The sequence below is a fragment of the Nocardioides speluncae genome (assembly GCF_003121585.1).
GTDB lineage: Bacteria > Actinomycetota > Actinomycetes > Propionibacteriales > Nocardioidaceae > Nocardioides > Nocardioides speluncae.
This window is the reverse complement of sequence record NZ_QEOO01000032.1, coordinates 1-22047: the sequence shown is the minus strand read 5'-3', so window position 1 is coordinate 22047 and position 22047 is coordinate 1. Positions and strand designations below refer to the sequence as shown.

The following is a 22047-nucleotide window of genomic DNA, read 5'->3' as shown; positions in this document are numbered from 1 at the left end:
CGAGTGACCACTAGTGGTCAGAGGATGCCGTGCTCGCGGGCGTAGATCGCGGCCTGGGTGCGGTCGCGCAGGCCGAGCCGTTCCAGGATCCGCGACAGGTAGTTCTTCACAGTGCCCTCGCTGAGGTGCAGCTCGCGCGCGATCTCGCGGTTGGTCCGGCCGTCGGCGACCAGCCGGAGCACGCCGATCTCCCGCTCACTCAGGGGTACGCCGGTCCGCGCCCGCGGCGCCGGGTGGGCAGCGAGCGCGTCGACCAGCCGCCCCGTCGCTGCCGGATCGAGCTGTGCGACGCCGGCGTGGGCGAGCCGGATCGCCGCCGCGAGATCGTGGGTCGGCAGGTCCTTCAGGAGGTAGCCGGCGGCGCCGGCCCGCAGCGAGCGGACGACGTACTCCTCGTCGTCGAAGGTCGTCAGCATCACCACCTTGCTGGCCGGCGACCTGGTCCGCAGCGCCGCCACCGCCTCGACCCCGTCCAGGTGCGGCATCTGCACGTCCATGAGTACGACGTCGGGCGCCACCTCGCCCGCCAGCGCGACGGCCTCACGCCCGTCGGCGGCGGTACCGACGACCTCGATGTCGTCGTGGATGCCGAGCAGCGAGGCGATCCCCTCACGCACCAGCTCCTGGTCGTCGACCACGAGCACCCTGATCATGAGGCGGCCGCCGGCACGGTGACGATCAGCCGAGTGCCGACGCCAGGCGAGCTCTCGAGGTCGACGACACCGCCGACCTGCTGGGCCCGCTCGCGCAGGCCGCGCAGCCCGAACCCACCCCGGCCCGGCGGCGTACCGCAGCCGTTGTCGCTCACGACCAGCCGTGCCTGGGACCCGCGCAGCTCCACCCGGACCCCGATCTCGGTCGCGTTGGCGTGCCGGCGAGCGTTGGTGATGCCCTCCTGGGCCGCGTGGTAGAGCGTGACCAGCACCGGCTCCGGGTAGCCCGCCTCGTCACCGCTCACCTCGACCGGAACTCTGCCGTTCACCAGCTCGCGCAACGCGGCCGCCAGCACGAACGGCCGGTCCTCGCGCAGGTCGCCGACCGAGCGCCGTACGTCGGCCAGGGCCTTGCGCGCCGATCGTTCCGCATCGGCGAGTGCGGTCGCGGCGGCGTCCGGGTCGCGGTCGCCGAAGACCGACGCCTTCTCCAGGAGTACGACGATCGCGGTCAGGTGGTGGCCGAGGTCGTCGTGGATGTCGCGGGCGATCCGGTTGCGCTCGGCGGCCGCGGACAGCCGGGCGACATCGCGGCGGGACGCCTCCAGGTGCTGCCGCCCGGCGCGCTCGGCGGAGGCCACTGCCGCCATGCCGACCGCCGCGACCATCGCCAGCGCGAGCATCAGCAGGTCGGCCACCCGGTCCCGGTCGGCGTACCACTGCGGTGCCGTCCACTGCCACCCCGCGACGGCGACGCCGATCCAGGCGCCGGCCACCGCGATACTGACCCGGCGGCCGAACGCGAAGTACGCCGTCCACGGGCCGAGCACGAACAGTGCCCGCGAGAGTCCCGACCCGTCGGCCACCGCCACCGCCACGAAGAGCGCGGACCGGACCACGAGCAGCACGACCGGCGAGACGCCGCGCGCCTCCAGGAGGTCGGTACCGAACAGTGCCGCGATCCCCACGAGGAACAGCCCCCACTGGGTGTCGCCGAGCCCGCTGAGACCGGCGTACGTGCCGGCCACCAGCACCGCGCCGTACAGGAGCGGCGACACCCACGGGAAGGGCGAGCGCGAGGTCACACGGTTGAGACTAGTTCGGGTGCCGCGACCTCGTGGCTGGACCAGAGAGCAGCCGAGAGCCAGATCAGGCAGCCCGCCGCGACCACGTGCATCGCGCTGGTGAACACGGAATCCGGCAGCGAGGCGAGTACGGCGAGCAGCGGGAAGACGATGACGTAGGTCCACGACGGCACCGCCGGCAGCACCCGCGCCCTGATCAGCGAGATCCCGAACAGGATGCTGCCGACGATGAACACGAGCACGCTGAGGCCGAGAGCAGCCTTGGTGGGTCCGGTCAGCAGTTCTTCGGCGACCGGCTTGTCGAGGTAGAAGACCACCAGGTTGAGCGCGAACGCCAGGCCGGCGAAAAGGGTCAGCCCGATCAGGTTGACGGCGTACGCCACCGCGCCGAAGCGACCGGCAGCCTGCGCGTGTCCGAGGTAGATCGCGGTCACCGCCGGCGGGCCGCAGGCCGCCCCCAGCCCGATCACGAAGCTGGTCAGAATCGTCTCCCCGGTGACCGCCTCGACCGCGCCAGGCACGCCGAGGGACAGGCCGAGGACTACACCGCATATCGCGCCGAAGCGCACCATCCAGGTCAGGTTCATGCGGGCAGGCTAGGCACGCCGAAAGTCACCTCGGCAGTGCCGAAGGTCAGCTGCCTGGCCACCTACGCCTTGGTTTCGAGACGGTCGCTGCGCGACCTCCTCAACCAGCGGCCAAGCGTCAGCGGAGGCGGGTCTTGCGCATGATCTTGAGCGACATCAGCGTCTGCTTGGCGTACGCCGCGTAGGTCTGGTCGCCCTGCGGGCCCATCACCTGCTTCTTGAGCACGGCGAGGTTGATCGCGTCGGTGTACTTCAGGAGACCCTGGTCACCGTGCCGGGCACCCACACCGGACTGCTTGACGCCGCCGGAGGGCGTGCCCTTCGATGCGTACGCCGTGGCCAGGGTGTCGTTGATGTTGACGTTGCCCGCCTCCAGCCGCCGGCCGACCGCGGTCGCCCGCTTGACGTCGCGGCCCCAGACCGAGGCGTTCAGGCCGTAGTCGGTGTCGTTCGCAAGCTTGACCGCCTCGTCGACCGAGCCGACCCGGTGCAGCGCGACCACCGGCCCGAAGGTCTCCATCGTCCCCGCAAGCATATCGGTGGTCACGCCTTCAAGGACCGTCGGCTCGATGAAGGCCGGGCCTACGTCGGGCCGCGCGCGGCCTCCGGTCAGCACCTTCGCGCCCTTGGCCACCGCATCGTCGATGTGGGACAGCACCCGGTCGCGGTGGTCGACGGAGATCAGCGAGCCGAGGTCGTACTCGTCGAAGGAGTACGACGCCCCGATCGTCAGCTCCTCGAGCGCCGCGACGAGCTGGTCGCGGAAGGCGTCGTACACGGTGGTGGCGATGTACATCCGCTCGATGTGCATGCAGACCTGGCCGGTGTTGGCGGTGACCCCGAACACCGCGCCCTTGACCGCCTCCTCGATGTCGGCGTCGTCAAGCACCAGCATCGGGTTCTTGCCGCCGAGCTCCAGGCAGCAGCCGATCAGGTTGCGGCCGGCGCGCTCGCCGATCACCCGGCCGGTCGCGGTGGAGCCAGTGAACATCACGTAGTTGGCGCCGTCGATCACCGCCGGCCCGACCGCCGCGCCCTCGCCGCAGACGACCTGGAACAGCCCCTTCGGCAGCCCGGCCTCCTCCAGCAGCTCGACGCCGTACAGAGGTGAGAGCGCGGTCTTGTTGTCGGGCTTGAGTACGACGCCGTTCCCTGCCATCAGCGCCGGCATCGCGTCGGACATGCCGGTGGCGAACGGGAAGTTCCAGGGCGCGATGACCCCGACCACGCCCTTCGGCTGCCGGACCTCGGTCGACGACGAGATCACCGGCACCGGACCGGCATGCCGCTTGTCGGCCAGTAGCCGCGGCGCCCGCTTGAGGTAGTGGCTGATCACCATCGGGACGTCGCACGTCTCCTCGAAGGCCATCCGCCGCGCCTTGCCGCTCTCGGCCTGGACCAGGTCGACGATCGTCTCGTTGCGCTCCAGCAGCAGCTCGTGGAACTTCTTGAAGACCTTGAGCCGCTGGCGAAGCGGCCACTGCGACCACTCCCGCTGGGCGGCTCGAGCCTCGGCGTACGCCTGCTCGATGTCGTCCGGGGTGGACTGCGGCAGCTCGACGAGTACGTCGCCGGTGTAGACCTCGGTCAGCTTCCAGGTGCCGCCGGACGTCGATGGGACCCGCGAGACCAGCCGCTGCAGGAAGGCGTCGGTGAGCGACGCGGGCCGGGTCATGACGCCGCCTCCGTGATCAGCGCGGCGGCCTTCTCGCCGATCATCACCGACGGTGCGTTGGTGTTGCCGCCGATGATGCTCGGCATGATCGACGCATCCGCGACCCGCAGCCCGTCCACGCCGCGGACCCGTAGGTCGGGATCGACCACCGCCCGTTCGTCTGTGCCCATCCGACAGGAGCCGACGCCGTGGTAGACGGTGGTGGCCCGGTTGCGGATCTCGTCCTTGAGCGCGTTGTCGTCGAACGCGGGACCGGGGTGCAGCTCGCCGCCGCACGCCGCCGCGACCTTCGCCGACCGCATGATCTCCCGGGTCATCGTGATCCCCTCCAGCAGCACCTGCCGGTCGCCCGGCTCGGCCAGGTAGTTGAAGTCGATAAGCGGCGCGGCCGTCGGGTCGGCGCCTGCCAGGCGGAGGGTGCCGCGGCTGCGCGGGTAGATCAGGGTGGCCAGGATCGTCAGCGCGCGGCGCTTGTCGACCTTGTGCTGGACGGGCGCGTCCTGGTTGGGCGAGGGGTAGGCCCAGGGCAGCGCGTGCAGCTGCATATCCGGTACGTCGGTCGCCAGCGAGGTGCGCACGAAGCCGACGGTCTCGAACACCGAGTGCGCCAGGAACGACCCACCCCGCGTCAGCTCACGCGCGAGGCCGCGCGCGTAGTGGAGCGGGGTGCCGCGGTGCACCGCGTTCTTCATCAGGAAGGTGATCGGCACGAACAGGTGGTCGTGCAGGTTGTCGCCCACCGGCAGGTCGGCGACCACCTCGATCCCGTGCTCGCCGAGGTGGGCGGCCGGCCCGACGCCGGACAGCATCAGCAGCTGCGGCGATCCGAAGACCCCCGCGGCGAGGATCACCTCCTTGCCGGCCCGGACCACGCGGCGTACACCCTCGTCGATGACCTCGACGCCGGTAGCCCGGCCGCCCTCGATGACCACCTTGGCCACGGTCACGTCGGTCTGCACCTGGAGGTTGGCAGGAGCGAGGTTGTGGAGGTAGCCGCGCGCCGCGCTGTAGCGCAGGCCGCCGTGGACGCTCTGCTGGAAGGTGCTCATCCCCTCCTGCTCGGCGCCGTTGTAGTCCTTGACCACGGGTACGCCGAGGGTCTCGGCCGCGGCCTCGCGGAACTGCGCGCTCGCCTCGGTCACCAGCCCGTGCCGGGTCACCTTGATCGGGCCGCCGGCGCCGCGATAGTCGTCCGCGCCGTCCTCGAAGTCCTCGATCTTCTTGTAGAGAGAGGTGACATCAGCCGCGCCCCAGCCCTTGTTGCCCTCGGCCTCCCAGGCGTCGTAGTTGGCCCGGTTGCCGCGCACCCAGAGCATCCCGTTGACCGAGCTGGACCCGCCGAGCACCTTGCCGCGGGTCTGCGGGATCTTGCGGTCGAGCGCGTGCTGCTGAGGCGTTGTGTAGTAGCCCCAGTCGACGGTCGCCTTGATCTTCGGCACCGCATGCATCGGGCCGATCATCCCGGGCTTCTTGACCAGGAACTTCTCGTCGCTCCCGCCGGCTTCCAGGAGTACGACGGAACTGCCGGCCTCGGCGAGCCGGGCCGCGACCGCGCACCCGGCACTTCCCGCCCCGACCACGACATAGTCCGCTTCTTCGACCTTGACCTGCGCCGCCTTCGCCATGGCGGTAACTGTAACGCGTTCTAGTTCTGCGCGGAACGGGTCCGGCTGGGACGTCATACGCTCCGGCTCGTATAGGCGGCGGTTCGTATGACGTCCCGCGGCACGTCATACGGTGCGACACCTATGCCTGACGGTTCGTATGACGTTCGCCCGGCTGCCAAGATCGGCGGGTGCAGATCCTGTCGATCCAGTCCTCGGTGGCCTACGGACACGTGGGCAACTCCGCCGCCGTCTTCCCGCTGCAACGGCTCGGCCACGAGGTGTGGCCGGTGCTCACCGTGCACTTCTCCAACCACACCGGGTACGGCGCGTGGCGCGGACCGCTGCTGGCACCGACCGACGTCGCCGAGGTGATCGAGGGCGTCGCCGAGCGCGGCGTACTCCCGTCGATCGACGCCGTGCTGTCCGGCTACCAGGGCGCTGAGCAGGTGGGCGCGGTGATCCTCGACGCGGTCGCGAAGGTGAAGGCGGCGAACCCTGCGGCGGTCTACTGCTGCGACCCGGTGATGGGCGATGTGGACCGCGGGATGTTCGTGCGGCCCGGGATCCCGGAGTTCATGCGCGACGAGGTGGTCCCGCACGCCGACATCCTCACCCCCAACCACTTCGAGCTGGACTTCCTGGCCGGCGGCGCGACCACGTCGGTGCCGTCGCTGCTCGCGGCGGTCGACGAGGTGCGCGCACGCGGGCCGCGCGACGTACTCGTTACCTCCGTGCTGACCAGCGACGCCGAGGACTCCCTCGACGTGGTCGCTGTCTCCGACGAGGGCGCATGGGCAGTCACCACGCCGCAGCTGCCGATCGCGCCGAACGGCTGCGGCGACGTCACGGCCGCGCTCTACCTGGCGCACCTGCGCACGACCGGGTCGGCACCACTCGCCCTCGCCCGGACGACCGCCTCGATCTTCGCCGTACTCGAGGCCACGATCGCCGCCGGCACCCGCGAGATCCAGCTGATCGCCGCGCAGGACGCGATCGCCGCTCCACCCGAGCGGTTCGAGGTCCGCCGGCTGCGCTGACCACCAGGGGTGTGGCGGGGGTGGCACAGGGAAATCCCGGATGCGACCGACCGCCGGCTCGCCCTACCTTCGTGGCATGGGTCAGGTCGTTGAAGGCACTCCGCGCTGGGCCGTGGTCGCGGCGTACGTGGCGGTGGCGTCCGTGCTGCCGTCGGCGGTGTGGCGGACGGCGATCGGCTTCGGCGCCGAGCTCGGCACCACCGACGAGTGGCGTGAGTTCCAGGAGCTGCCAGGCGCCGGGACCTGGTACGTCGTCGCGCTGAGCGTGCTGTCGATCGGCGCGGCCCTGCTGACGTTCGGCCTGGTCCGGCCGTGGGGCGAGCGGGTCGCGACCGGGCTCGCGGTCGGCGTCGCCACGACCGGCGCCCTGATCGTGCTCTGGATCTGCATCGTGAGCGTGGTCAACTGGGACCAGATCATCGGCTTCAAGGGCCGGCCCGCGCCGGGCTGGTACGAGCTGGCGGTCGCGGCGTACCTGCCCGCCCTGCTCTGGGCACCCGCCGTACTCGCCGCAACCTGGGCCTACTGGCGCCGGCGTACCGAACCCGCTGTGGAGCCGGTGACAGGATTTGAACCCGCGACATCCTCTTTACAAGAGAGGCGCTCTACCAACTGAGCTACACCGGCCTGGCGAGCCCACATGGTAGTCGGCTTCGCTGCCGGACTCCGCATCAATACCGGACCAGTTCCTGCCCGCCTACCGCGCCGACACGCCGCTCTGACGGCGTGTCGGCCCGGAAGCCGTGCACGAGTTGGTGCGGTCGACGGGCCTGGGCGGGCTATCGGCCCCGAGTCCGACAGCCCGCCAGCCCTTCGCTGGGAAGTGAGAGGTCCCGAGATCTCCTCACGTCCCAGAACTTCAACTACTCAGCGACCTCCTCGTGACCAGGACGCCTGCTGCCGTCGGCGCCTGCCGAACGTGGGTTCCGAGGCCCGCGTTCGTCCGGCCGGCGGCAGCGTTGCTGCCGGGGGTTTCCGAGTCGCCCTCCGGCAGATCTACCTGGACGCCGTCTTCCGAGTCGACGGCGACCGAGAGGTCAGCGTGCATCAATCGAACCTGCGTCCATCCCGGCCTCGGGCGTGAGGATCACGCCCGCTTCGCCGGCCGAGATCGTCCCGACACCGGGAGCTGTCGCCGTGCCGCTGGGGATCGCGACGTGGTCGAGGTCCGGGGAGGTGAGGTCAGGAATCTGGATCTCCGGAACCTCGCCCTCAGGGATGCCGACTTCCGAGTCGTCGCCCTCAGGAACCTCGAGCTCCGGCAGGTCCAGCACGGGCAGGCCCGGGCCGGTGCCGTTGGCGGGCATGAACTCCACGCCCTCCGCGCTGGCCTCGAACGTGCCGACCCCCGGAACCGTCGCGGTGCCGGACGGCGCCTCGACCTCCGGTACGCCGGGAGCCCCGGGCAGACCGGGAACACCGGGCAGAGCGGAGTCACCAGCCGGCGTGAGCACCACACCGCCGTCACCAGCCGAACCCGCGGCGACACCCGGCACGACAGCCTCACCGGACGGAACACCCGGCTCGCCACCGGCATCCGGGGTCACGCTCACACCATCCTGGCCGGCCTCAGCCGAACCAGCACCCGGAACCGTCGCCGAGCCGGACGGCCCGTCAAGGCCAGGCACACCCGGCAGTTCCGGCGCACCAGGTACGCCGGGAACCTCAGGCAGGCCGGGCAGCTCGGGAACACCGGCGTCGGCCGGGGTGAACACCACGCCGTCCTCGCCGGCCGAACCCGTACCGACACCCGGCACCGCAGCCTCACCGGACGGAACACCCGGCTCACCGCCGGCTTCCGGGGTCACGCTCACACCGTCCTGGCCGGCCTCAGCCGAACCAGCACCAGGAACCGTTGCCGAGCCAGACGGCCCGTCAAGCCCAGGCACACCCGGCAGTTCCGGCAGACCCGGAACCTCAGGCAGGCCGGGCAGCTCGGGCACGGCAGCGTCACCGGCCGGCGTGATCTGTACGCCGTCCTCGCTCGCCGATCCGGTGCCCACGCCCGGGACGGTCGCCTCGCCGGAGGGGGCCTCGAACTCCGGAGCCTCGGCGGCCTGGGCGTCGAGGTAGGGGCCGTTCGCGTTGACGCCGGCGGTGCCGACGCCTTCCAGCGTGGCCGACCCCTGCGGGGGCGGCGGCGCGCTTCCGGCGTCGGCGGCGGGGGTCACGGTGACCCCGTCCTCACTTGCGTCGACCGTGCCCGCCTGGGGCAGGGTCGCGGTGCCGGACGGCGTGCCGGCAGCTCCACCGGCATCGGGCGTCAGGCTCAGGCCGGACTCGCCGGCCTCGACGGTGCCGGCACCCGGGGTGGTCACGGAGCCGGACGGCGCCTCCACCTCCGGTGCCTCGGCGGCCTCGGCCTCGACGTACGGGCCGTTCGCGTCGACACCCGCGGTCCCGACACCCTCGAGGGTGGCCGAGCCCTGCGGTGCGGCGACATCGTCACCGGCCTCCGCGTCCGGGGTGATCGTCGCGCCGTTCTCGTTCGCGCCAGCGGTGCCTACACCGGGCATGGTCAGCGAACCGGACGGGAGGACGGCGTCCGTCCCGTCGTGAAAAGTCGTCATTCCCAGCACGGCCGCGTCGGCGGTACCGGGGTTGTGCGCTGCCATCACGGGCTGCGCGGTCGCTTCAAGTGCAGCGGAGTCCGGGCCATCTGCGTGAGCGGCGAATGCGCTCACCCCGAGAAAGCCTGCCGCGAAGAATGAAGCTGTGGAGATCCTTCGGGTCCACGTGTTCATCGTTCACTCCCTTGCTCATGAGTTGCTACAAAGTGGGGCGTTTGGTGAGTGCCAGGCGAGCCACAGTTGGGGCCCGGCAGAAACTGCCTCAGCGTGCTTGTAGCGAGTGCTCAGTCAGGAGCGAACTCGGGCCGCGCCACCGGAGCGGTGTGCGGCCGGGCGTCGGTGCGAACCGGGTCGGAGACGAGCCCCGCGCGGTCGCCGTACGACGCCGAAGCGGGTGTCGCGCGGTCCGCGACGCCGGCTCCGCTCCCGCCGGAGACCACGCCGTGGTCACCGCCCAGGAGCTCGTTCAGCGGGAGGTCCCCGCCGAGGTCTGAAGAGGTTGCCGCGGCCGCGCCGGCCGAAGCCGAGGTGGACCGCGCGAGCACCTTGCCGGCCGGGCGGGCGCCGACCTGAGCGCCGTTCGTCGCGGCGCGGGACGCGGTCGAGGCGGGCAGCGCCACGGCCTCGGGGCCGCGCTCGAAACCACCGAGATCAGGCGGTACGACGACCGGTCGGGACGGCAGTGGCCCGTCGTTGGGAGCCTCGTGATCCGGCGTCCCCGACCCCGGAACCACGCCTCCCGGGACCAGGTCGAGGATCGGCGCCACGGCGCTGTTCGCGGTGTCCTGGAGGTCCTCCGGAAGGCCCTCCGGCGCGGCGCCCTGGGAGATAGCTTCGACGGTCTCGTCGACCGTCTGGGAGCCGTCGTCCTCGACGCCGCCGACGACCTTGCCGCTGGTCGCAACAGTGTCGCGAACCACGTCCGCGGCAGCGTCCACGACCGGTGCCGCGGCGCCCGCCACGGGCGCCTCCTCGACGACGTTCGCGGTGTCCGCGACGACGTCGGGTACGACGGCCGCTGCGCCCGCAACGTCGGTCAGCGAGGACTCGTCCTGCGCGGGCGGCTTGCCGCCGCCCTCGTCCTCGATGATCCCATCGTCCACATGCTCATCGGCCGGCTCGGGCTCCGCCACGGGCGCGGACTCATCGGCCGGACCGCCCTCGTCAGGGAGCTGGGCGCTGGTCGCGGACTCGTCCTCAACGATGCTCTCGTCGTCGGCCTGGGCAGCCGCGGTGCCGACCATGAAGGCGGCAGCGAGCGCGGCGAGAAGGATGCCGAGGCGGATCAGGAAACGGTGCGAGCGCGCGGTTCGGCGCTGCTGCGCCGTCACCTGCTCTGCGCTCGCGTACATCACGTCCCCGAGAATCGAGTTGAACTAACGATTAGAAATCAGAGCACTCCAATGTCGGTTCGTAAAGCCCCTAATCGGACATTTGCGACTTTTAGTTGATAGGTCCGATGCGTCGAGGGCTGAGGCGGCCGCCAACTGTCCGGCGTACGCCAGGCCTACCAGCAAAACGTCCGGGGAGGGATCGCGACGTGCAGAAGAATCTCGATCGATGACAGGTCATCAGAATTCTTCCCTCACCGGGCCTGTCGAGAGCCTGACGGCGGCTACCAACCGTGTGAAACGATGCGAGATACCGGGACGCGACAATCGGGGGAGGGCTCCATGCGCACCTACATTCTTGCCATCACAACGGCCGTGATCGCCTGTCTGCTGCCGGCCACAGGAGTGGCCTCAGCATCGGCAGCAGCACCTGCGCAACGGGCCGTCGAGGAGCCCCCGATCCCGACCCTGAAGTGGGTCAAGTGCGACACCGAGGATGCGCCGTTCCGACCCCGGGCCGCGGCGCCTGCTCCGCTGTGCGCGACCGCCAAGGTGCCGCTCGACTACGACGACCCGACCGGCCCCACCGCCACGCTCGACCTGCTGAAGGTGCCGGCCGGCAACCCCCAGCAGAAGATCGGCACGCTGTTCGTGAACCCGGGCGGTCCGAGTGGCTCGTCGACCCACTTCGCGAGTTTCTTCCCCGAGATCGTCCGGCCGGTCGTGGCCGGCCGGTTCGACATCGTCGGCATCGATCCGCGCGGCGTCGGCAGGCACACCCCGATGATCTGCCGCAACCCCGTCAGGCAGCCCGAAGGATTCTTCGGTGCCTTCCCGATGACCAAACCGCAGGCGTCCGCGAAGATCGCCGCCGACCGCTGGGTCCGGAACGCATGCCGCACCAAGCCGAGCCCGATCGTCAACCACATGAGCACCGCCGACACCGCCCGCGACATGGATCTGATCCGCCAGGCGGTCGGCGACGAGAAGCTGACCTACTACGGCATCTCCTACGGCAGCTACCTCGGCGCGACGTACGCCGCGATGTTCCCGACCAAGGTGCGCGCGCTGATCGTGGACGGCGTACTCGACCCGATCTCGTGGTCCAAGGGCCGCGGCGACGCCGCGAAGACCCAGCCGTTCTCGACCCGGCTTCGCAGTGGCTACGGCGCCCACGAGTCGCTGATGAGCGCCTTCGCCCGGTGCGACGTGGTCGGCAAGCGGCGCTGCGCGCTCGCCGGCAACGCCAAGGCGAAGTGGAACCGGATCGCGGCGAAGCTCGAGCACGGCCCGGTGGAGGTGGACGAGTTCGCCCTCACCTACGCCGACCTCTACGGCAACGTCCTCGGTGGCCTCTACTCCGCCTCCGACTACCAGCGGATGATGCGCTGGATCCGCGACATCTATACCCAGATGTTCGGGACCAAGGCCGACCGCGACCGGCTCAGCCGGGCCGCCCTCGCCTGGAAGCCGGCCCAGCGCCCGCACCTGCCCGAGCCCGGCAAGTACGGCGTGGCGTCGGACGCGTTCTCCGGGGTGGCCTGTGCCGACTCGCTGAACCCGACCGACCCCTGGCAGTGGTGGCACGCCGGCATCGCAGCCGACAAGAAGGCGCCGGGCTTCAGCCGGCTCTGGACCTGGGCAAGCAGCACCTGCGCCAACTGGCCGGCCAGCACCAAGGCAGACGCGTTCATGGGTCCGTGGGGCCACAACACGTCGTACCCGATGCTGGTCGTCGGCAACAGCCACGACCCGGCGACGCCGATGCACGGCGCCCGGACCCTGCGCGGCCTGTTCGGCAACTCCCGGCTGGTCCAGCTCGACGACTGGGGCCACGGCGCGATCGGCGGCAACGACTGCATCGACGCCATCTACCGCGACTACTTGGTCAGCCAGAAGCTGCCGAGGGATGGCCGAACCTGCGCCCGGCAGCGCAGTCTGTTCCCGTGACCCTGACCATCGGACAGCTCTCGCAACGATCGGGCGTGGCGCCGTCGGCGATCCGGTTCTACGAGTCGCGCGGCTTGATCCACTCCACGCGCACCACCGGCAACCAGCGGCGCTACGAGCAGGCCACGCTGCGTCGCGTCTCGTTCGTCCGGGCGGCGCAGCGGGTCGGCCTCTCGCTCGACGAGATCGCGACCGCGCTCGCCACGCTGCCCGACAACCGGACCCCCACCACCGACGACTGGACCCGGCTCAGCGCGACCTGGCGGTCGCGGCTGGACGACCAGATCGAGCGGCTGGAGCGGCTCCGCGACCGGCTCGACGGCTGCATCGGCTGCGGCTGCCTGAGCCTGAAGACCTGCGCCCTCAGCAACCCGAAGGACATCCTCGCCGAGCGCGGCCCCGGCGCGGTCAATCTCGAGCCCGGAGCCTGAGCCCACGTCTGAAAGGCTTGGGTGAAAGGCTTGGGCGTGTGACCGACCTGGCCCAGCCGCACCACGACGGCTCCCCTCTGTACCTCGACGACGAGGCGCCGACCTTGGGGGCGACGGTCCGGGTGCGGTGCCGGACGGCGGGCGACGTCGATGCGGTCTGGATCCGGACCACCGAGGACGCCGAGCCGACCTTCCACTCCTGTTCCAAGGTGGAGGGATTGGCGGACAACATCAGGAATCCCCGGTCGACCGGGGATTCCTCCACCTGGTGGGAGGGCGAGCTGCCGGTCCGCAACCCGGTCGCCCACTACCGGTTCCTGATCGTCAGCGGAGAGACACAGACGTGGCTGACCGGTGCGGGCGTGTGGGAGTACGACGTACCGGACGCGTTCGACTTCCGGCTCTCGACGTACGCGCCGGCGCCGGACTGGGCGCGCGACGGCGTCGTCTACCAGATCTTCCCTGACCGCTTCGCGCGGTCGGGGGGCGCCGACGACCGCGCGACACCGGCCTGGGCGACGCCGGCTGAGTGGGACGATCCCGTGGTCTTCGACGGCGCCGACCCGCTGACCCCGACCCAGCTGTACGGCGGCGATCTGGACGGCGTCACCGATCATCTCGACCATCTCGCCGCGGTCGGTGCCGACATCGTCTACACGACGCCGGTCTTCCCGGGCGAGTCCAACCACCGCTACAACGCCTCGACCTTCGAGGCGGTGGACCCACTGCTGGGTGGCGACGAGGCCTACGCGCGGCTGGCCGGCGCGGTGCACCAGCGGGGCTGGCGGATCCTGGGCGACCTCACCACCAACCACACCGGCGACACCCACGAGTGGTTCACGCGGGCGGTCGCCAACTCGGACGCTCCGGAGCGCGACTACTACTTCTTCCACGACGACGGCTCCTACGAGAGCTGGATGGGCCACCACACCCTCCCGAAGGTCAACCACGCCGACCCCGGGCTGCGGGCCGCATTCGTCGACGGACCGGACTCGATCGTGGGGCGCTGGCTGCGGCCGCCGTACTCACTCGACGGCTGGCGGATCGACGTCGCCAATATGACCGGGCGGCTGGGCGCGGTCGACGTCAACCACGACGTCGCGCGGGCGGTACGCCGGACCGCGGAGTCGCTGTGCCCGGACGCATGGGTGATCGGCGAGCACAACCACGACGCCTCGACCGACGTGGACGGCGACGGCTGGCACGGCGTGATGAACTACTCCGGCTTCTCCTGGCCGGTCTGGGAATGGCTGCGCTCCCCCGACTCACCCGCCCGCTCCTTCGGTACGCCGGTCCCGGTCGCGCGCCGTACCGGCCCGCAGGTCGTGGCGACGATGCGGCTGTGGATGGGGCGGCTCGGCTTCCGGGCGCTCGCGTCGTCCTGGAACATCCTCGGCTCCCACGACTCGGCCCGGATCCGGACCATGGTCGGCTCGGCGGCCGCCCATCACGTCGCGGCCGGCCTCCAGTTCACGCTCCCCGGCGTACCCATGATCTTCGCCGGCGACGAGCTCGGCCTCGAGGGCATCATCGGCGAGGACTCCCGGCGGCCGATGCCCTGGGCCGACGCCGACTCCTGGGACCGGTCCACGCTGGACGTCTACTCCGCGCTGGCCGCTGCTCGCCGGGAATCGGTCGCGCTGCGCCGCGGCGGCCTCCGCTGGGTGCACGTTTCCGACGACGTACTTGTCTATATGCGCGAGCATCCCGAGGGATCGGTGCTGGTCTGTGCCCGCCGCGCGGCCTCCCCGGACCTGGCGCTGCCACTGGCGGTCGGCGACGGCCGGACACTGTTCTCTACGCACGACCTACCACCGCTCGCGGCCGACGCTGTTCTTCCTGCGTCCACCGGCCCGGCGTTCGCAGTGTGGGCTGTGTAGCAGGCCGCTAGTGGTCATCTCCGTTGATTCGTCGGGGGTATGCGTGGTCAGGGTGCGTGCAGCGCAAGGCGTCGGAGGGAGGCGGGCCGGTGGCCCGTCGACCGACGACAACGCAGCGATGTGCGTGCCATGGCCGCGCAGACCCTTGGCGAATCAACGGAGATGACCACTAGTCTCGTCGGATGGCCCTGCGCATCGTGGCCAGCCGGCCCGATCCGGCGATCGTGACCCTGCCCTGGTCGACGCCGCTGACGGAGTGGAGCGACGAGTACGTCGTACCGCTGCCCCGTGGGCTGTCCCGGCACGTCGTGCGCATCGTCCGGCTCCGCGACCGCGTCTATGCGGTGAAGGAGACCCAGGAGGAGATCGCCTTCCGCGAGTACCGCCTGCTCCGCGACCTCCAGCGGCTGGGGCTGCCCGCCGTCGTCGCACAGGGCGTGGTCACGGGCCGGGTCGATGCGGCCGGCGAGCCGCTGCCGGCGGCGCTGCTGACCCGGCACCTGCAGTTCTCGCTCCCCTACCGCAGCCTGTTCGCGCACGGCCTCAGCGCCGACAACCTGCCGCACCTGGTCGACGCCCTGGTCGTCCTGCTGGTGCGGCTGCACCTGGCGGACTTCTACTGGGGCGACGTGTCGCTGTCCAACGTGCTCTTCCGCCGCAACGCCGGCGAGTTCGCGGCGTACTTGGTGGATGCCGAGACCGGCGAGTTCAAGTCCGCACTGTCGGACCGACTACGGGAGTACGACGTCACGGTCGGTTGCGAGAACGTCTTCGCCGAGCTGCTCGACCTGCAGGCCTCGCAGGCCCTGGACGCCGAGGTGCGGGCACACGAGATCATCGACCTGATCCAGGAGCGGTACGACGCGCTGTGGGCCGAGCTCACCGCCGAGGAGGAGTTCGGCGCATCGGAGATGTCGCGGATCGAGCAGCGGATCGAGCGGCTCAACGAGCTCGGCTTCGACGTCGACGAGCTGGACATCGTCACCGACTTCGACGGCGACCGGGTCCGGATCCAGCCACGGGTGGTCGAGCTCGGCCACCACTGCCGCGAGCTCCAGGCCCTGACCGGGCTCAACGTCGAGGAGAACCAGGCCCGCCGTCTCCTCAACGACCTGGCGGCGTTCACCGCGCACTTCGACCTCGGCGGCGAGGACCGCACCCTGGTCGCCAACCGCTGGCTGACCCAGGTCTACGAGCCGATCATGGCGATGGTGCCGCCGGACGCGCGCGGCAAGCTGGAGCCAGCCGAGATCTTCCACGAGATCCTCGACCACCGGTGGTACCTCTCGGAACGGGCCGGACATGAGGTGTCGATCTTCGACACCGCTCGCGACTACATCGACACCGTGCTGCTGTCGCGGCCGGACGAGGCGCTAGCCGGACCGGATCCGGTCTAGTACGGCGCGCCTCCGACAGCTGACTCGACGGCTTCGGAAAAATCTTTCGATCCACCTCTGGACATCACGACTTCCCAGCCGTAATGATTTGTCCGTTACATCATGTTCGTCGGGTTTCCGAGACTCGGTGGGCTAGGTCCGAGAGTGATGGAGTTCTGCTCCATATTCCGAGCGCAATCGGTCCGCCGGGACTTCGCAAGAGGTCATGCGAGTGGACACAACCAAGCGCAGTCCTCGACCGAGATCCCAACAAGCAGGGCGACAGAGTTCTCTCTGTCATTCCGAGGCCCCGCTCTCCAGCTGAAGCACGTGCAACACGGCAGACCACGTCGTTCGTCGTCAAGCGTCACTCACAGTTCGAGGGTGGTGAATCAGCGAAATGGTTGCAGCGGCACCGATCACGGCATGTGATCACATCGGCACCGACACCGGACCGGGCATTGCTCGGACCGTGGTCCGGATCGCCGTGATCGCCGCGTTCGCCACCATCGCTGTGATCCTCCTCGGCAGCCAGGCCAACGCCGACGGGTGCGGGTCGGAGGACGAGGCGGGTGACTGTGCGACGCAGTCGGCCGATGCACAGCAGGACGAACAGCAAGACCAATTGGCACCAAGCAACATGGTCCCGCCGACGACGGCTGATCCGTCGGCAGAGACCTTCGAGGACGGGCCCGGGGCGGCTTCATCGCCGGGCGGGGTGATGGCTCCGACCCCGGTCCCGTCCAACATGGCGCTGGTCGCGGGCCAGGATGGACCAGCGCCGGTGGAGGAGATCGATCGGCCGACGCAGACGGCAACTCCGTCCGCAGCAGTGAGCTCCGGCTCCGTACCCCCGGTTGGTACGTCGAGCGGAACCGCTGACGCGGACAACGCCGACTCTGCGGTGATCTCCTCCACCACCCACTCTCCCCCTCCGGAGTCGCTCCCGGCCCCGGAGGGGGAGGTGGGACCAACGCCCGCCCCCACTCCCGTTACCGAACCGGAGACCGCCGCCGCGACGCAGGCCATCGAACCGGCCGCCGCGGCGATGCCGGATCTGGACCTCGCGCCCTACCAAGCTCCCGCACCAGTCGAGCACGATCTCGGCTGGCCCGGGTCCGGCGGTCTCACTGAGGAGACCGCCGGGACAATCCACGGCAACACCCCGGCTGCCCCGAGCAACCTGACCGACCCGTTGTCCGAGACCATGCCGGACGGACTCGCCGACCTGTTCGCGACCTGTCAGTCCGCGCTGCCCGATGAGGTGGCCGCCGGCGTGGACGACCTGTCTTCGTCGGTTCCGGTGCCGGCCGGGCTCGGCTCGGTGGCAGCGACGCCGGCGCTGGCTCCCGCTACCGGTGTGGTCGACTCCTTGGCGACACCGGTCACCGAGCCCGTCACCGACTCGCTCGACCCGGTCATAGAACGGCTGCGGCCGACCGTCAACGGCGTCGCCGGCTCGGTCACCCATACCGCGAACGATGTGGTGCCGGACGTACCCGCCGTACACATCCCGATCGTGGACCCGCAGCTGCCCGGCTCGGGCAACGGCGGCGCCAGCCCGGCCTCGCCGACGTCGCCGGCCACCAGCGGCTCCAGCCAGAACGGCTCGGGCGACGACCAGACGACGATCGGCGAGCAGCTGCTTCTCGACCTGTTCCCAGGTCCGAGCTCGACCCCGCCCGACGGCCCGGCGGACGGCGTACCGGACAATCCTCCGTCCGCACCGCCTCCTCAATCTGGCGGGTCGGCGTACGGCGAACAGTCCAGTCCCTTCGACCACGCGATCCGGTCCCAGGTCGAGCGCACCGCCCACGGCAGCTCCCAGGGCGACACCGATCGCAACTCCCAGCAGGACGGCGTCCCTGCTCCGGTCCCCTCGCAGATCCCGGCCACGCCGGCCGCACCGAGCAGTCATGGGGGCAGCTCGGGCCCGGCAGGCGGCGGCGGATCCGACCTGGGTCAGACCGATCTCGACGCCCTCGGACTTCCCGGTACGACGCACCTCGGGGCTGCTTCCCACGAGGCGTGGCGGCTGCCGGGAGCACCTACCTTCGGACCCGGACACTCCCCTGATTGACGGACGCCTGTAGCGCTTCATGCACGAAGGCTTCAGGTAATCCGCGGCCCTGGCTGCACAGCCCCGGCCGCGTCCCTCCAATCACATTGGGAGAAGGGAATGAAACTTCAGCTCCTCAGGAGCATTAGGAGATCGGCGAGCGTCTGTATGATCGCCGGCGGCTTCATCGTCGTCGGCGCAGGGATCGCTCAAGCCGATTCTGGGCCAGAGGCCCAGGACAGCAACGGCCAGGACCCCTCGGTGGTCCAGATCGTCGAGGGCGCAACCTCGACGCTCGCAGAGCCGGTGTCGTCGCTCCTCGGCGGCGAGCCTGGTCAGGTATTCGACCAGCAGCCCGCAGGACAGATGCAGCTCCACGTACCCGACTCGGGCGCACCAGTAGTAGCGCCCGCGCACGAGTCCGTGGCTGCGTCGATCGAGGCAGAGACGACACCCACCACGACTCCGGACAAGGACCGCCCGATCGCTGGGCAGCCTGCGTCCGGCACGCCCGACCAGACCATGGTCGAGTACGTGCAGGAACCGGAGTCCGGGTCCAACATGAGCGCCGACAACGGCGACTCCGACCAGATCTACGAGACCATCGCGGCCTCCACGGATCAGGGTTACGACGAAAGCACCTCAGTCCAGCCCATCTCGGCACCTGCTGACGGCGCGGCCAGCCCTCTCGGAGGGCTTCCCGTTCCGACTGACAGCCTGCCGCTCGATGTGGCGGACCTCGGCGCGAACGGCGGACTGTCCACTGTGGCACCGTCTGGGTTGACGCAGCTTGTTCCGGATTCGACGGGCGGAGACCCGGCGGGCGCCGTACTCGGCCTTCTCGGGGCTGTGGGCGGGGCAGGTCCAGTTCCACTGCCCATCCCCGGCGGCACGACCTCGCCGGTCGATGTCGGCTCGTTGACCGGACTCGACGGCAACCCTCCGTGGGACGAGAAGCCACCTCCGGTGGTTGATCTCGGCTCGGTAGGCAGCGGTTCGCCGCTGGACTCGGTGAACACCCTCGCGGGAGGCCGCGGTCCACTCGGGGGCACCCCCCTCGGACCGACCCCACTGGGAAGCAGCCCATTGGGATCCGATCCGACGGCCGCCCTCGGCGGCCTGACCGGTGGCACCCCGCTGGACGCGCTGGGCTCGGTCACCGGTGGCGGTACGCCGCTGGACGCGCTGGGCTCGGTCACCGGTGGCGGTACGCCGCTGGACGCGCTGGGCTCGGTCACCGGTGGCGGTACGCCGCTGGACGCGCTGGGCTCGGTCACCGGTGGCGGTACGCCGCTGGACGCGCTGGGCTCGGTCACCGGTGGCGGTACGCCGCTGGACGCGCTGGGCTCGGTCACCGGTGGCGGTACGCCGCTGGACGCGCTGGGCTCGGTCACCGGTGGCGGTTCGCCGCTGCAGATGGCCAGCACCCTCACCGGTGGCTCGCCGCTCCAGATGGCGAGCTCGCTCACCGGCGGCTCGCCGCTTCAGATGGCGGGTTCGCTGACCGGCGGCGGTTCACCTCTCAACTCGGTGACCTCGGTGGCGGCGGGTACTCCGCTCGAGCAGGTGACGGGCACAGCGACGTCGCTGCAGGGCGGCGGCCTGATCAGCAAGGCGACCGAACTGCTGGGCGGTACGCCGCTGACGCAGGTCACCGGCGCTGCGGGCTCGCTGCAGGGTGGCGGCATCGTCAGCAACGCGACCGGCACGACGGGCGATCCGCTGAGCGCGGCTGCGTCCGCCGTACCCGGTGGTGAAGCGGCAATGTCGCTCAGCAACACCCCCGCGCAGGCCCTCGTGGCGGCGGGCAACTCGCCGCTCGCGGCGGCACCCGGCGGGGACAATGGTGGCACCTCGCCGCCGCACGCCCAGGCGGCTCCGGTCGCCCAGGACAGTGTCGTGGCGGTTCCCGCCTCGGGCACTGACTCCCAGCTGGCACCGGTGTCCGCACCCGCGGGCAACGGCACGCCGGCCCCGGCGTCTGGAACTGCGACAGGGTCTTCTGCGGCCCCGCCGTACATCTCCAGTGCGTCGGTGAACCAGGAGTACGGCGCCAACCCGGCCCAGGTCGGCATGACCGGCCATGAGCCGAGCACCGCAGGCAGCAACGCCACTTCGTCGGAGGCGGGCTCGTCCGACGACGGGGAGCCTGCGTTAGCGGGTGTCACTTCTGGTAGCTCGGCAGCGGCACCCGGCGACGGTGGATGGGGCTCGGGCGGTCACAGCGATGTGGCCTCTCAGCAGACCATCACCGCGGTCGGTGGGATGCAGCAGAACCCGTGTGGTGCCCAGGCCGCGTCGCTGTTCTTCGTGAACAGCACCGACTGGGGCACCTGCGCCACCGGCAACGGTGGTGGCAGTGGTGGCTACGGCTCGGGCGGTCACAGTGATGTGGCCTCCCAGCAGACCATCACCGCGGTCGGCGGGATGCAGCAGAACCCGTGCGGCCAGCAGGCCGCGTCGCTGTTCTTCGTGTCGTCGCAGGACTTCGGCACGTGTGCCGTCGACAGCGGCGGCGCAGCGACGGCAGCTGGTGCGGTACCGGCAGCGAGCGGCGGCTACGGCTCGGGCGGTCACAGTGATGTGGCTTCCCAGCAGACCATCACCGCTGTTGGCGGGATGCAGCAGAACCCCTGCGGTGCCCAGGAAGCGTCGCTGTTCTTCGTGAACAGCACCGACTGGGGCACCTGCGCCACCGGCAACGGTGGTGGCAGTGGTGGCTACGGCTCGGGCGGTCACTCTGATGTGGCCTCCCAGCAGACCATCACCGCAGTTGGCGGGATGCAGCAGAACCCCTGCGGTGCTCAAGAGGCGTCGCTGTTCTTCGTGAACACGACCGACTGGGGCACCTGCGCCGTCTCTGATGGCGGCGCGGCAACGGGTGCAGTACCCGCAGGCAGCGGTTGGGGCTCTGGTGGTCACAGTGATGTGGCTTCCCAGCAGACCATCACCGCCGTCGGCGGAATGCAGCAGAACCCGTGCGGTGCCCAGGAAGCGTCGCTGTTCTTCGTGAACACGACCGACTGGGGCACCTGCGCCGTCTCTGATGGCAGCGCGACGGGTGCAGTACCTGCCGGTGCGGGTTGGGGCTCGGGCGGTCACAGCGATGTGGCTTCCCAGCAGACCATCACCGCCGTCGGCGGGATGCAGCAGAACCCGTGCGGTGCCCAGGAAGCGTCGCTGTTCTTCGTGAACACGACCGACTGGGGCACCTGCGCCGTCTCTGATGGCAGCGCGACGGGTGCAGTACCTGCCGGTGCGGGTTGGGGCTCGGGCGGTCACAGCGATGTGGCTTCCCAGCAGACCATCACCGCCGTCGGCGGGATGCAGCAGAACCCGTGCGGTGCCCAGGAAGCGTCGCTGTTCTTCGTGAACACGACCGACTGGGGCACCTGCGCCGTCTCTGATGGCAGCGCGACGGGTGCAGTACCCGCAGGCGGCGGTTGGGGCTCGGGCGGTCACAGCGATGTGGCCTCCCAGCAGACCATCACCGCCGTCGGCGGGATGCAGCAGAACCCCTGTGGAGCCCAGGAAGCGTCGCTGTTCTTCGTGAACAGCACCGACTGGGGCACCTGCGCTACCGGCAACGGTGGCGCGGTTGCAGCTGTTCCGGCTGGCGCTGGTGCTGGTTCTGGGGGTCACAGCGATGTGGCCTCCCAGCAGACCATCACCGCCGTCGGTGGGATGCAGCAGAACCCCTGTGGTGCCCAGGAAGCGTCGCTGTTCTTCGTGAACACGACCGACTGGGGCACCTGCGCCGTCGGCAACGGCAGCGCAGCTGCTGTTCCGGCTGGCACCGGTGGTGG

At 70.3% G+C, this 22047-nt stretch carries 14 protein-coding genes, 1 tRNA gene and 1 pseudogene; 7 read left to right on the top strand and 9 right to left on the bottom strand.

Annotated features, from left to right (window positions below):
• Window positions 1-17: 17 nt before the first annotated feature.
• The 5 genes from DDV73_RS17260 to DDV73_RS17245 form a co-directional block, all read right to left on the bottom strand.
• The gene (locus tag DDV73_RS17260; protein ID WP_109508509.1) at window positions 18-653 is read right to left on the bottom strand and encodes a response regulator; all 636 of its coding nucleotides are present in this window, start codon (window positions 651-653) and stop codon (window positions 18-20) included.
• The gene (locus tag DDV73_RS17255) at window positions 650-1738 is read right to left on the bottom strand and encodes a sensor histidine kinase (protein WP_170126036.1); all 1089 of its coding nucleotides are present in this window, start codon (window positions 1736-1738) and stop codon (window positions 650-652) included. Before DDV73_RS17255 ends, DDV73_RS17260 begins: the two co-directional genes overlap by 4 nt.
• Window positions 1735-2325, bottom strand: coding sequence for a hypothetical protein (locus tag DDV73_RS28450; protein WP_170126035.1), 591 nt, complete (start codon window positions 2323-2325; stop codon window positions 1735-1737). Before DDV73_RS28450 ends, DDV73_RS17255 begins: the two co-directional genes overlap by 4 nt.
• Before the next feature lie 118 nt (window positions 2326-2443).
• Entirely contained in the window at window positions 2444-4000 is a 1557-nt protein-coding gene (locus DDV73_RS17250; RefSeq protein WP_109508507.1) for a succinic semialdehyde dehydrogenase, read from the bottom strand.
• Window positions 3997-5625 carry a GMC family oxidoreductase gene (locus DDV73_RS17245; RefSeq protein WP_109508506.1) on the bottom strand — a complete coding sequence of 543 codons (1629 nt, stop codon included), beginning with the start codon at window positions 5623-5625 and terminating at the stop codon, window positions 3997-3999. Before DDV73_RS17245 ends, DDV73_RS17250 begins: the two co-directional genes overlap by 4 nt.
• A 170-nt stretch (window positions 5626-5795) precedes the next feature.
• Here DDV73_RS17245 and pdxY point away from each other — a divergent pair, with 170 nt between their 5' ends.
• The gene (pdxY, locus tag DDV73_RS17240; RefSeq protein WP_109508505.1) at window positions 5796-6644 is read left to right on the top strand and encodes a pyridoxal kinase PdxY; all 849 of its coding nucleotides are present in this window, start codon (window positions 5796-5798) and stop codon (window positions 6642-6644) included.
• 81 nt (window positions 6645-6725) lie between these two features.
• Here pdxY and DDV73_RS17235 read toward each other — a convergent pair whose 3' ends face one another.
• The 4 genes from DDV73_RS17235 to DDV73_RS28020 all read right to left on the bottom strand — a co-directional run bounded on the left by DDV73_RS17235 (window position 6726) and on the right by DDV73_RS28020 (window position 10569).
• Window positions 6726-7049, bottom strand: a complete 324-nt coding sequence (locus DDV73_RS17235; RefSeq protein ID WP_206050931.1) for a hypothetical protein — start codon at window positions 7047-7049, stop codon at window positions 6726-6728.
• 146 nt (window positions 7050-7195) lie between these two features.
• Window positions 7196-7271 (bottom strand) — tRNA-Thr (locus DDV73_RS17230).
• 410 nt (window positions 7272-7681) lie between these two features.
• Entirely contained in the window at window positions 7682-9328 is a 1647-nt protein-coding gene (locus DDV73_RS17220; protein ID WP_161962438.1) for a hypothetical protein, read from the bottom strand.
• Window positions 9329-9498: 170 nt separating this feature from the next.
• Window positions 9499-10569, bottom strand: coding sequence for a hypothetical protein (locus DDV73_RS28020; protein WP_154402795.1), 1071 nt, complete (start codon window positions 10567-10569; stop codon window positions 9499-9501).
• A gap of 318 nt (window positions 10570-10887) precedes the next feature.
• Here DDV73_RS28020 and DDV73_RS17210 point away from each other — a divergent pair, with 318 nt between their 5' ends.
• The 6 genes and pseudogenes from DDV73_RS17210 to DDV73_RS17185 form a co-directional block, all read left to right on the top strand.
• On the top strand, window positions 10888-12495 hold the full coding sequence (locus tag DDV73_RS17210; protein ID WP_161962437.1) for an alpha/beta hydrolase: 1608 nt from the start codon (window positions 10888-10890) through the stop codon (window positions 12493-12495).
• On the top strand, window positions 12492-12926 hold the full coding sequence (gene soxR / locus DDV73_RS17205) for a redox-sensitive transcriptional activator SoxR (protein WP_240617337.1): 435 nt from the start codon (window positions 12492-12494) through the stop codon (window positions 12924-12926). Before DDV73_RS17210 ends, soxR begins: the two co-directional genes overlap by 4 nt.
• Window positions 12927-12964: 38 nt before the next feature.
• Window positions 12965-14806, top strand: a complete 1842-nt coding sequence (locus tag DDV73_RS17200; protein WP_109508500.1) for a glycoside hydrolase family 13 protein — start codon at window positions 12965-12967, stop codon at window positions 14804-14806.
• Between the two features lie 182 nt (window positions 14807-14988).
• A complete protein-coding gene (locus tag DDV73_RS17195) occupies window positions 14989-16203 on the top strand; it encodes a DUF4032 domain-containing protein (protein ID WP_109508499.1) in 1215 nt (404 codons plus the stop codon).
• Window positions 16204-16582: 379 nt separating this feature from the next.
• Window positions 16583-18262 carry a hypothetical protein gene (locus DDV73_RS17190; protein ID WP_109508498.1) on the top strand — a complete coding sequence of 560 codons (1680 nt, stop codon included), beginning with the start codon at window positions 16583-16585 and terminating at the stop codon, window positions 18260-18262.
• Window positions 18263-18361: 99 nt separating this feature from the next.
• A pseudogene (locus DDV73_RS17185) lies at window positions 18362-22047 on the top strand (hypothetical protein); the annotation flags it as partial.